This window comes from Caballeronia sp. LZ062, from assembly GCF_031450785.1.
GTDB lineage: Bacteria > Pseudomonadota > Gammaproteobacteria > Burkholderiales > Burkholderiaceae > Caballeronia.
This window is the reverse complement of sequence record NZ_JARTWB010000003.1, coordinates 510002-522513: the sequence shown is the minus strand read 5'-3', so window position 1 is coordinate 522513 and position 12512 is coordinate 510002. Positions and strand designations below refer to the sequence as shown.

Below are 12512 nucleotides of genomic sequence, written 5' to 3'. Positions count from 1 at the left end.
AACACGACCGAGGAACTCACACATGTCCACTGCGCCAGACATTCAGCCGTCTGCCAACGGCGTCATCGGACGGCCGCAGTCGCGCATCGACGGGCCGCTCAAGGTCTGCGGCCGCGCGACTTATACCTCCGACGTCGATCTGCCCGGCATGTTGTACGCCGTGCCGGTTTGCAGCACCATCGCGAGCGGCAGGATCACGTCGCTCGAATTCGCCGCCGCCGAAGCGATGCCGGGCGTGAAGCTCGTTCTGCATCGCGGCAATATCGGGCGGCTGTATCGCATACCCGGCAACTCGTTCGAGAACGGCTATGTCGATGAACAGCGCCCGCCGTTCGAAGACGACGTGATCCGCTATTACGGGCAATATGTAGCGTGCGTGATCGCGGTCACGTTCGAGGCCGCGAGTGCGGCGGCCGCCGCCATCAAGGTCGGTTACGAAGTCGCGCCGCACGATGTGAGCACGACGCTCGCGCCCGACAAGAAGCTTAAAGTCGCGAGCGAACGCGGCGACCCGGACGGCGCTTTCGCGAGCGCGCCCGTCAAAATCGACGCGACGTATGTGACGCCCGTCGAGACGCACAATCCGATAGAACTGCATGCGACCGTCGCGCAATGGGACGGCCAGGACTACACGTTCTATGAGACCAGCCAGGCGGTGTCGAATCATCGGGGCACGCTCGTGCAGATGCTCGGCGTGCCGAGAGAAAACGTGCGCGTGATCTCGCGCTATCTCGGCTCGGGCTTCGGCGGCAAGCTATGGATGTGGCCGCATTCGCTGCTCGCCGCCGCCGCGACGCGGCTGACGGGCCGGCCCGTCAAGCTCGTGCTGAGCCGCAGAATGATGTTTCAGAACGTCGGGCACCGTCCGGTAACGCAGCAGCGCATGAGGCTCGCGGCGACGCACGACGGCAAGCTCGTGTCCTTGCAGCAGGACCATCTGAATCACACGTCGCTCGCTGACGATTACACGGAAGACTGCGGCGAAGCCACGCCGCAAATGTACAGCACGCCCAATCTGCGCGTGACGGGCGGCACGGTGAAGCGCCATGTCGGCTCGCCCACTGCCATGCGCGGCCCCGGCGCGGTGCCCGGCCTCTTCGCGGTGGAATCGGCAATGGACGAACTCGCCATCGCGCTGAAGATGGACCCGGTCGAATTGCGGCTGCGCAACGAGCCTTCTGTCGATGAAAGCAGCGGCTTGCCGTTCTCGTCGCGGCATCTCGTCGAATGTTTGAAAACGGGCGCGGAACGCTTCGGCTGGTCGCAGCGCACGCCGGAAGTCGGCTCGATGAAACGCGATGGGCTGACGCTCGGCTGGGGCGTCGGCGCGTGCAGTTGGCCGGGACTGCGCTTCTCGGCGGAAGCGAGCGTGGATCTGCGCGCGGACGGCACGGCGCGCGTGGTGTGCGGCACGCAGGACATCGGCACCGGAACGTACACGATTCTCGCGCAGCTCGTCGCGGAGCAAACCGGCATCGCGCTCGACAAGATCGAAGTCGTTCTGGGCGATACGGCGTTGCCGCTCGGCCCGATCTCCGGCGGATCGGCGGCGACGGCATCGGTCATTCCGGCCGTCACGGACGCGACGCGCGCCGCCATCAAGATGGTGCTGTCGCGGGCGGCCGAGGCGGAGGGCTCGCCGTTCGCGGGCGCCAAAGCGGAGGAACTTGGGTTCAGCGGCGCGCGCGTGCATCGCAAGAACGAGGCGTCGGAGAATGGCGTGCCGTTCGCGCGCATTCTGGAAGCAGCGCGCATGCACGCGGCGTCGGGAAGCGCGAGCGCGAAGGGCGGCTTCGACGATCCGCTCAAGAAGAAGTGGTCCATCCACTCATACGGCGCGCATTTCGCCGAAGTGACGTGGGAGCCGGAGACCGCGCGGCTGCGCGTGAGCCGTGTCGTCACCGTGATCGACGGCGGCAAGATGCTGAATCCGCGTGCCGCCCGCAATCAGGTGGAAGGCGCGATCGTCATGGGCGTCGGCATGGCGCTCTTCGAGCACACCGTCTACGACGAGCGCAGCGGCGCGCCGGTCAACAACAATCTGGCCGACTACATCGTCGCCACGCACGCGGATACGCCCAGGCTCGATGTGACCTTTCTCGACCATCCCGACACCGTGTTTAACGAACTCGGCGCGCGAGGTATCGCGGAGATCGGCCTCGCGGGCATCGCGGCGGCCATTACCGGAGCCGTGTATCACGCAACCGGCGTGCGCGTCAGGAAGCTGCCCGTGATGATCGAGGATCTGCTCGGCGCTTAGTCACTGGCCGTTCGTCGCCCGGCTTGTCGTGCGTCGCTCGCGACGGGCCGGGCCACCGCAACTTCCCGTCGATTAGTGCCTGTCGCTGCCCGCGTAGGCACAGCGCTTGCGCGCCGTCAAGATTCGATCCCGCCCCCGATCCGCGCTACCATAAGCCACCCCGCCCCTATTCTTTGGAAGCAGCAATCAGCCGGAGTGCCCATGAACGACATGATTCAACAGCACGGCCTGAAGGTCGCACCGAGCCTCGCCCAGTTCGTCGAAGAAGAAGCGATTCCCGGCACGGGCGTCGATGCCGCGGCCTTCTGGCAAGGGTTCGATGCGCTCGTGCACGACCTCGCGCCGAAGAACCGCGCACTGCTCGCCGAACGCGACCGCATGCAGACGGAACTGGACAACTGGCATCGCAGCCATCCCGGCCCGGTGCGCGACCTGCGCGCGTATCGCAAGTTTCTGGAAGACATCGGTTATATCGTCCCGACGCCTGCGCACGTGCGTGCGACCACGGCGAACGTGGACCGCGAAATCGCCGAGCAGGCCGGCCCGCAACTCGTGGTGCCGCTGTCGAACCTGCGCTATGCGCTCAACGCCGCGAACGCGCGTTGGGGCAGCCTGTACGACGCGCTGTACGGCACGGACGCCATCGACGAAAGCGGCGGCGCCGAGCGCACCGCCGAGTTCAACCCGAAGCGCGGCGCGAAAGTGATCGCCTACGCGCGGGCGTTCCTCGACGACAACGCGCCGCTCGCGCACGGCTCGCACGCCGACGCCACGAAGTACAGCGTCGAGCAGGGCCAACTCGTCGTGACCTTGCGTGACGGCCGCAGCAGCCTCGCGAATCCGGAACAGTTCGCAGGCTTTCAGGGCGAGGCCAGCGCGCCGCACGCCGTGCTGCTCAAGCACAACGACCTGCACTTCGAGATTCAGATCGACGCCAACGATTCCATCGGCAAGACGGATGCGGCGCACGTCAAGGATCTGCTGATGGAAGCGGCCGTGAGCACGATCATCGACTGCGAGGATTCGGTGGCCGCCGTCGATGCCGCCGACAAGACGCAGCTTTACCGTAACTGGCTCGGGCTGATGAAAGGGCAACTGTCGGAGCAAGTCACGAAGAATGGCAAGACGTTCACGCGCAGCCTCAACCCGGACCGCGAATACACCGCGCCGAACGGCTCCACGCTCAAGCTGCACGGCCGCTCGCTGCTTTTCATTCGCAACGTCGGGCATCTGATGACGAACCCCGCCGTGCTCGATCGCGACGGCAACGAAGTGCCCGAAGGCATTCTCGATGCGGTGATGACCACGCTCGGGGCCATGCACGACCTGAAGAACAAGATCAACTCGCGCACCGGCTCCATCTATATCGTGAAGCCGAAGATGCACGGGCCGGCCGAAGTGGCGTTCTCGGACGAGCTGTTCACGCGCGTCGAAGACCTTCTCGGCCTGCCGCGTCACACTATCAAGATGGGCATCATGGACGAGGAACGGCGCACGAGCGTCAACCTCAAGGCGTGTATCGCGGCGGCGAGCGCGCGCGTCGCGTTCATCAACACGGGCTTTCTCGACCGCACCGGCGACGAGATGCATTCGTCGATGGAAGCTGGCCCGATGATGCGCAAGGGCGACATGAAGTCGTCCGCATGGATCAAGGCGTATGAGCGCAACAACGTGCTCGTCGGCCTGACCGCCGGCTTGCGCGGGCGCGCGCAGATCGGCAAAGGTATGTGGGCGATGCCCGACCTGATGCACGCGATGCTCGAACAGAAGATTGCGCATCCCAAGGCCGGCGCGAACACCGCCTGGGTGCCATCGCCGACCGCCGCGACGCTGCACGCGCTGCATTACCATCAGGTCGATGTGCAGCAGGTTCAGCAGGAGATGGAGAGCATCGACTACGAAGGCGTGAAGAACGAACTTCTCGATGGACTCCTGACGATTCCGGTCGTCGAGAATCCGTCGTGGTCGGAAGACGATATCCGCAATGAGATCGAGAACAACGCGCAGGGCATTCTCGGTTACGTGGTGCGCTGGATCGATCAGGGCGTCGGCTGCTCGAAGGTGCCGGACATTCACGACGTCGGCCTGATGGAAGACCGCGCAACGCTGCGCATTTCGAGCCAGCACATCGCGAACTGGCTGCGGCATGGCATCGTCAAGGAAGAGCAGGTGCGCCAGACGCTGGAACGCATGGCTGCTGTGGTCGACAAGCAGAACGACGCCGATCCGTACTATCGTCCGATGGCGCCTGCGTTCGATAGCTCGTACGCGTTCAAGGCCGCGTGTGCGCTGGTGTTCGAAGGCCGCACGCAGCCGAACGGCTACACGGAGCCGCTCTTGCACAAGTTCCGTCTGGCCGCGAAAGAGACGCTGTAATCGCTGAGATGAACGCAGCAGCGTCATGCTGCTGCGTTCGCTTTTGTCGACTTACTGGTCCGACCACAACTCCCCGGCGGTCGCCCAGTTCTCGCGCTTCACGTCCGTCAGGATGATGTCCACCGAACCGGGCTCGCAGCCGAGCGTCTCGCAGGTAGTCCGCGTGATCGCTTCGACGAACTTGCGCTTCTCTTCCACGGTGCGGCCTTCGAATAGCTGAATGTTGAAAGTCGGCATTGCTTCGTTATCCTATTGAATGTTCAATGGCGGTAAGACGGGTCGATGCGGTCGAGCTTGCGCATGAGCGCGGGCCACTCGAGCGCGCCTTCAATGGCGTCGTCGTCATGCAACTGCGCTGCCGTGCGGGCAACCACGTCCGGCGTCGGCACGATCATCTTGCCGACGCCCGCCAGCGCGCGCAGTTGAATGTCGCATGCTTTCACGAGCATATCCATGAGCACATAGGCTTCCGCGACGGTGCGCCCGAGCGTGAGCGGACCGTGATTGCGCAACAGCATCGCCCGATGCGCGCCGAGACTCGCGACGAGCCGCTCGCCTTCGGCCGGCGAGAACGCGAGGCCCTCGTAATCGTGATACGCGAGATGTCCGTGAAATCGCATGGCGTGCTGGGACGCGGGCAACAGACCATGCGGTTGCGCCGATACCGCGATGGCCTCGCGCACGTGCAGATGCATCACGCACGCAGCGTCCGCGCGGGCGGCATGAACGGCGGCATGCAGCGCGAATCCGGTGGCGTTCACGCCGTGCGCGCTTTCACCGATCACGTTGCCTTCTACGTCGATCTTCACGAGATTCGACGCGGTGACTTCGTCGAACGCGAGTCCGAACGGGTTGATGAGAAAGCGCCCTGGCTCGCCGGGCACGCTCGCGGAGATGTGCGTATAGACGACATCGTCCCAGCCGTTGAGCGCGATGAGCCGATAGGCAGCAGCAAGTTCGACGCGCGTCGCGGCTTCGGCGGCGGAGCGTGGCGCGGTCTCGTCGATCCGGCGCTCGGGGGTGTGAGTGAAAGACATTCGGATCTCCTGTCGGCCAGAGTAGGTGCTTTAGTGCCGTGCTCTGCCCCATGAATAGCGGTCGCCCAGAGTTGGCGCTGTAGCGCTGTGCTCTGGCGTCATGCGGCGCGGTCAGCCAGACTTAGCGCGTTAGTACCGTACTTCGGCTTCATGCAAAGTTGTCGGCCGAAGTTGGCGCTTTAGCGTCGTATTCCGGCTCCATGCAAACGTGTCGGGCAGGTTTGCGCGCTGGCGCCGTACTCTGGCCCCATGCAAAGCTGTGAGCCAGAATTGCGCTTTAGCGCCGTGCTGGCCCCGTGCAACGCTGTCGGCCAAGGTCGGCGCTTCAACGCCGTACTCTCACTTCATGCAAAGCTTGGGCGGACTTGGCGCTTTGGCCGCGTACTCTGGCACCATGTAAAGCTGTTGGCCAGAGTTCGTGCTTTATCACCGTATTGTGGCTCCACGCAAACCTTCCGGCAGAGTTGGCGCTTTCGCGCCGACTTCGGCCTCATACAAGGCGGTCGGCCAAAGCCGACGCATCGCCGGCCCAACACCGCACTCCTGTCCCGCGCGAACCGATTGTCGTCTACCGTGCCCTCGTGCAGCACACTTCTTCACGCGACGCCCCTTCCAGCCGTCGCGCGAACGCAATCGTCGCCCACGACGCCAACACGAACGGCGCAGTCAGCGCGGCAATGCCGATGCTATCCGCGATCCGCTCGATCAGTACCGCCACCGCAATGGCGATGAATGCGTAACGTGCGCCGAGCGGCGCGGTCGCGAGCGCCGCAAGCGCCGCGTTGAAGCCGCACGCGCCCGACAGCAGCACGGCGTCGTCCGCGCCACCCAGTCCATGCAACGCGGCACCCAACACGCTGCCGGCGAGCGCCCAACCGGCGCGCGCGGGTTGCGCGGCGAAGAGTCCGATGGCGATCATCAAGCCCGCAAGCGCGCCGGACGCGAACACAATCGGCGCGAGTCCCGCGAAAGCGGCTTTCGTCAGCGCGGTGATATTTGTCGAAACGGGCCCGAGCGCGCCGACTTCGCCCCGGTCGGCTAAAAGCGGCATCCAGCACCACGTGACGATAATCGCCGGGCTCGAAAAGATCGGCAAGCCGAGACGCGAAAGCCTGCGCGTGAGCGAGCCGGCGAGCAACGTAGCAAAGACGGCGGCGACGATGGCGACCGCCGCCGCCTGAGACATATCACGAATGAACGTGAACGCAGCAAGACCCGCCAGCGCGCCGTTGAAGCCGTACAGGTCGTCGCGCATGGCGGGCGAATCGGCGGCATCGGTAATGGCCGTCACGATTCTGCCCGCGAGCGCGCCGACCAACAGCGCCCACGCAAGACGCGGGCTCGCGCAGAGCACGCCCGCGAAGACGAATGCGCCGGTCAGCGCGTTTCGCTGGAGGACGACCTGCCCGATGCTGCGGGCGAAGCTGCGAACAGGTTCGACGAAGACGGCGTCGGAACGAACAACGGTAGACATGCGCGGCGGCTGCGTGAAACGGAGCCGCCAGCATAGGACAAGCGGCGCGCGCCGTGCGACGGCGGGCCGAATAACGGGTATGCGGGACGAGAAACAAAAACCCACCGCTGGGCGCGGCGGGCGATGCGATAAGGCTTAGTTGAACGCCATCGGCATCAACGTCGAGCCGTCGACCGTGGCGGTCGCGTAGTTGAGTTCCGAACTCATCTGGACGAACGCCGTGACGTTTTCGCGGAAGTTAGGGTGTTCTTCCCACGTGATGTAGCTTGCATCGGCGACGGCGGACAGCGTGAGAAGCGTAAAAGCGAGTTTTTCGAGAATGAGGTAACGGTGGCGCATGGCTTTCTTTCCTGAATTTGCACGACATTGTAACAAAGCCTAGGGTTTTCCCCTAGTGTTCTGTTGCAACGCCGCAAATCCGCCATGCGCGCTTCCGGCGCGCAATTACATCGATGCTTCCAGCATCGCCGCGTAGTCGTCGCTGGACGCCTCGCGCGGGTTGGTCTTGTGGCTGTGATCCTTCATCGCCCCGGCGATGATGCGCGGAAATAGCTCGCGCGTGACGCCCAGTTCCGCGAGGCCACGCGGCAGACCGAGTTTCGCCGTCATGGCGCGGATCGCGTCGCCGACTTCGTCGCCGGATGCAAGGCCCATTGCCTGCGCGATGCGGTCGAGTTTGCCCTCCTCCTGCATCGACGGCGCGCTGCGGTTGAACGCGATCACCGCCGGCAGAAAGATGGCGTTGAGCGTGCCGTGATGCAGCTTCGGATTGATGCCGCCGAGAGAATGGCTCAGGCTGTGCACGCAGCCGAGACCCTTCTGGAACGCGAGCGCGCCCTGCATCGACGCGCTCATCATGTTCCAGCGCGCGGCGCGGTCCGACCCGTCGCGCGTCGCACGCTCGATGAATCGCCACGCGCGCCACAGTCCGTCCAGCGCAATGCCGTCGGCGGGCGCGTTGAATGTCGGCGCCATGAAGGTTTCGAGGCAATGCGCGATCGCGTCCATGCCGGTCGCGGCGGTGAGCGCTGGCGGCAGGCCGAGCGTGAGCTCGGGATCGCAGATGGCGACTTTCGGCACGACATACGGCGAGATCACGCCGACTTTGCGGCCGTCGTCGAGAATCAGGATGGCACCACGCCCGACTTCGCTGCCCGTTCCCGCGGTCGTCGGAATGGCGATCACCGGCGCGGTCGCCGCCGTGATGCGCGCCAGTCCGCCTTCGATCACGGCGAAGCTCTGCAGCGGTCCTTCGTGCGTCGCGCAAACCGCGACGCCCTTCGCCAGGTCGATCGACGAGCCTCCACCCGCCGCGATCACGCCATCGCAACCGTTCGCGCCATACATCTCGACCGCCGCACGCACGGCGGCCTCGTTCGGATTCGGCGGCGTTGCATCGAAGACGGGCGCATGGAATGCCGGGCCGAGCGCATCGACGATCGTGTCGAGCAGACCGGCCGCACGGATACCTGCGTCCGTCACGATGAGCGGGCGTCGGATGCCGATGCGTTCGCACTCGCCGCCAACGAGGCGCACCGCGCCGAAGTCGAACTGAATTTGGGTGATGTAGTTAATGAGCGGCATGGCGGAATGAGTAAAAGTTATAGCGCGTCGGTCGAGTATACGGGCGTGTGCCGTTCCGCGATACTGACGGCAGGTGATACAGGCATAACTTTTACTCAAGTCGAACGGCACATGACGCCATCGCTCAACTCGATTCTCTCGCGGCTGCACCTGCGTCAACTGCGCCTGCTTATCGCGCTGGAAGAACGCGGTTCCCTGCAGGGCGCGGCGGCTCAGCTGGCGCTCACGCAGCCGGGCGTGAGCAAATCGCTGCACGAAATCGAAACCACGTTCGGCACGCCGCTCTTTGTGCGCACGAATCGTGGACTCGAGCCGAACGCCGTCGGCCATTGCGTGATTCGCTATGCGCGGCTGATTCAGACGGACCTTGCGCATCTGCGAGAAGAGATCGTCGGCATCATGCGCGGCTTCGGCGGGCGCGTCTCGGTGGGCGTCATCATGGGCGCGGTGCCGCTCGTCACCGATGCCATCACGGCGCTCGGCGCGCGTCAGCCGGAGATGTCGGTCGAGATCGTCGAAGATACGAGCGCGACGCTGCTCGGTCTCATCGATGCAGGACGGCTGGACGTCGCCGTCTGCCGCACGAGCGTGAGCCAGACGCCCTATCTGTACGACAGCGTCGTCGTGCAGGAGGAGACGCTTGCAGTCATCGCGAATACGGCGCATCCGCTGGCGAAGCGCCGGCGAGTCGCGCTCGAAGACCTCGCGAAGCACCGCTGGGTGGTGTATCGCGCGAACATGCCGATGCGCCTTCTCCTCGAACGCGAATTTCACGATGCAGGGCTGCGTTTCCCGGCGCATTTGCTAGAAACCACATCCGCGTTCGCCACGCTTGCGCTCTTGCAGAAGAATCCGTCGCTGGTGGCGCTCGTCTCGGTGGATGTCGCGCGATTCTGCACGGCGCATGGCGTCGTGTGTACGCTGCCGCTCGCGTTTTCGTTGAAGAGCGAGCCGTACGAAATGGTCACGCGGCGCGATGCGCCGTTGTCTCCCGGCGTGCGGTTGTTGATGGAAGAAATCGCGCGAGCGGGACACGGCGCTGGCGACGGGTTGAGCCTGTAACACTAAGGCCATTTCTTACCTCTTTAGTCAGAGAAAAGGCAAATTTGTCCGCTCCATCCGCACACCGTTTCACATCTCAAAAAAACGCTCGTTAGGGCAAACGTTTTCGTTTCATTTGTGTTCCAATTGAAGCCCTTCCGCCACCGATACGACGAATCCAGCGCGCCCAAGTCCGCGCTTCATCGATGGAACACGAGCTATGCGCTTTCAGTATGGGGCTTCCGCATCCGACAAAAGGGACAAGCCCGACCGCCAACGCCACGCGCATTTTCAGCGATGGTTCGTCACCTTCGCCAGCCTCGCGCACTCCCGCCTGCCGCTTCCGGCCTATCTGCAGAAAGTTACGGAGACATTGAAGGAGGTCGCGGGCGTCGGGTCCGCGGTCGTCGAGTGGATCGAAGGCGACGAACTCGTCTATCGCGCGGCGAGCGGCACGGCCGCGCAGCATGTCGGCGTGCGGCTGCGCAGCGCGGGCAGCCTGTCGGGCCTGTGCATCACGCGCCAGCAGGCGCTGATTAGCCGCAACACCGCAAACGACCATCGCGTGGATCGCGTCGCGTGTCAGGCCGTCGGCGCGATCTCGATGGTCGTGGCGCCCGTCATCTACGACGGCCGCTCCGTCGCGGTGCTCAAGCTCATCTCGGGTGAGCCGGACCAGTTCAACCAGTCGGACATCGCGATCCTGAACGCATTCTGCGCGTGCATCGCGGAAACCATCGCGCGAGAAGAAGCCGCGCAAGAAAACCGCCAGCTGCTCGCCGTCAACGCGAGCGTGAGCGAGAACCTGAACGTGGAATCGTCGCTGCGCGTCGAGTACGAGAAAAAGCTCGCCGATGCGCTGCGCCGCCGCCGCACGGTGCTCGACAACGCGAACGTCGCCTTTGTTGCGATGGACGAAGCGGGCATGATCGTCGACTGGAACGCCGCGGCCGCCGCGCTCTTCGGCTGGCGCGCGCAGGACGCGATGAATCGCGAGTTGGCGGAGCTGATCGTGCCCGAGCGCCTGCGCGACGCGCATCGCAGCGGGCTCACGCGCTATCTCGCGACGGGCGAAGCGCGCGTCATCGACACGCGGGTCGAGCTTCCGGCGTTGCGCCGCGACGGCACCGAATTCGCCGCCGAAGTGAGCGTCAGCGAGGTCTGGTTCGACGGCCAGCGCCAGTTCGCCTGTTTCATTCACGACATCACGGACCGGCTGCGCGCCACGGAGGCGAACCAGCGCCTGCGCCTTCTGATCGATTCGGTCAGCGACTACGCGATCTGCATGCTGGACCGGCACGGGATCGTGCAGTCGTGGAACGACGGCGCCCGCGCGCTTTACGGGTACACGGCCGAGGAAGCCGTCGGGCGGCATTTCGCGCTGTTCTATTCGACCGACGAACTGGGCCGCGACCGCCCCGGCGACGACCTGCGCCGCGCCTCCGAACAAGGCCGCGTGGAACACGAAGACTGGCGTATGCGCAAGGACGGCTCTGCATTTTGGGCGCATGCGATTCTGAGCGCGCTGCCGTCGAACCATAGCCGTGAGCAGGACTTCGTCGCGATCACGCGCGACATGACCACGCGCCGCCGCCTGGAAGAACTGGAAGCGTCGAGCCGGCGCATGAACGAATTTCTCGCGCTGCTCGGTCACGAATTGCGCAATCCGCTCGCGCCCATTCGCAACGCCGTGAGCATTCTGAAGCTGAAGGCGTCCGACGACGCCGACGTCAATCGCAGCCGGATGATCGTCGACCGGCAGCTCGCGCATCTGACCAAGCTCGTGGACGATCTGCTGGAAGCGGGCCGCGTCAGTTCCGGCAAGATCCGCCTGTCGACGGAGAACGTCGATATCGCCGACGTCGTGCATCTGAGCGTCGAAGCGAGCCAGCCGCTGTTCGATGCGCGCGGCCAGCAGCTCGTCGTGGAAGACAGCGGCCAGCGCATGCACGTGAACGGCGACCCCACGCGCCTCGTGCAGGCGCTCAACAATCTGCTCAACAACGCGTCGAAGTTCAGCCCGCCCGGCTCGACGGTGACACTGGAAGTCGGCCCGCGCGGCGGCGCCGCGATGCTGCGCGTGGCCGATCAGGGACGCGGCATTTCCGCCGACGCGCTCGCCACGGTCTTCGATCTCTTCGTGCAGGAGCATCCGCCGGGCGCGCATCTGGACGAAGGCGGGCTCGGCATCGGCCTCACGCTCGTGCGCGCGATCGCCGAACTGCACGGCGGCCACGTCGAGGCGAAAAGCAGCGGTCCGGGCAAAGGCAGCGCGTTCACGCTGTGGCTGCCGCTCGCGCAGGCGCCCGCAGGCACCGCGCAAACGCCTGCGGAGCCTGCCGCATCGGCGGATCGGCAGCTCGAAGTGCTCGTGGTGGACGACAATCGCGATTCCGCCGACAGCATGACGCTGCTCGTCGACATGCTCGGCCATACCGCGCGCCCGGCCTACGACGGCGAGGACGCATTGCAGCAATTCGGCGCGTGCCGCCCGCAGGTCGTGCTGCTGGACCTCTCGATGCCGGGGCTGACGGGCTTCGACGTGATACGTGGCATTCGCGAGCAAGTGAGCAGTCAGGGCGGCAGGCACGTCATCGTCGCCGCGATGACCGGGCTCGGCTCCGACGAGGACATCGCCCGCACGCGCGCCGCCGGCTTCGATGCACACCTCGTCAAACCCGTCGATCTGGACGAAGTCGAAGCGGTGCTCGCGCTCGCCGTGAAGTGAGCTGTCCTCAGT

9 protein-coding genes are annotated in these 12512 nt (G+C 64.9%); 4 read left to right on the top strand and 5 right to left on the bottom strand.

The annotated features are described in order from the left end of the window. The first annotated feature begins 22 nt into the window (after window positions 1-22). Together P9239_RS22500 and P9239_RS22495 are read left to right on the top strand one after the other, a co-directional pair. Window positions 23-2260, top strand: a complete 2238-nt coding sequence (locus P9239_RS22500; RefSeq protein WP_309755071.1) for a xanthine dehydrogenase family protein molybdopterin-binding subunit — start codon at window positions 23-25, stop codon at window positions 2258-2260. Between the two features lie 201 nt (window positions 2261-2461). Further along, entirely contained in the window at window positions 2462-4636 is a 2175-nt protein-coding gene (locus tag P9239_RS22495; protein ID WP_309755068.1) for a malate synthase G, read from the top strand. 51 nt (window positions 4637-4687) lie between these two features. Here the strand turns inward: P9239_RS22495 and P9239_RS22490 are convergent, their stop codons facing one another. From P9239_RS22490 to P9239_RS22470, 5 genes are all read right to left on the bottom strand, one after another. Then, window positions 4688-4873: a 4-oxalocrotonate tautomerase gene (locus P9239_RS22490; protein WP_309755065.1), complete on the bottom strand. Its 186-nt coding sequence runs from the start codon at window positions 4871-4873 to the stop codon at window positions 4688-4690. Between the two features lie 23 nt (window positions 4874-4896). Next, window positions 4897-5673 carry a class II aldolase/adducin family protein gene (locus tag P9239_RS22485; protein ID WP_309755062.1) on the bottom strand — a complete coding sequence of 259 codons (777 nt, stop codon included), beginning with the start codon at window positions 5671-5673 and terminating at the stop codon, window positions 4897-4899. A 568-nt stretch (window positions 5674-6241) separates the two neighbouring features. Beyond that, the gene (locus P9239_RS22480) at window positions 6242-7147 is read right to left on the bottom strand and encodes an urea transporter (protein ID WP_309755059.1); all 906 of its coding nucleotides are present in this window, start codon (window positions 7145-7147) and stop codon (window positions 6242-6244) included. Window positions 7148-7282: 135 nt separating this feature from the next. Continuing rightward, complete coding sequence (locus P9239_RS22475; RefSeq protein ID WP_309755055.1) at window positions 7283-7486, bottom strand: hypothetical protein; 204 nt, start codon at window positions 7484-7486, stop codon at window positions 7283-7285. Between the two features lie 105 nt (window positions 7487-7591). After that, complete coding sequence (locus P9239_RS22470) at window positions 7592-8731, bottom strand: iron-containing alcohol dehydrogenase (RefSeq protein WP_309755052.1); 1140 nt, start codon at window positions 8729-8731, stop codon at window positions 7592-7594. A 111-nt stretch (window positions 8732-8842) separates the two neighbouring features. On the opposite strand from P9239_RS22470, the gene P9239_RS22465 reads away from it, so the two are divergent. Next, window positions 8843-9793 (top strand): LysR family transcriptional regulator, encoded by a 951-nt coding sequence (locus P9239_RS22465; protein WP_309755049.1) that lies wholly within the window; start codon window positions 8843-8845, stop codon window positions 9791-9793. Window positions 9794-9992: 199 nt separating this feature from the next. Beyond that, window positions 9993-12500 carry a PAS domain S-box protein gene (locus tag P9239_RS22460; RefSeq protein WP_309755046.1) on the top strand — a complete coding sequence of 836 codons (2508 nt, stop codon included), beginning with the start codon at window positions 9993-9995 and terminating at the stop codon, window positions 12498-12500. Window positions 12501-12512 lie beyond the last annotated feature (12 nt).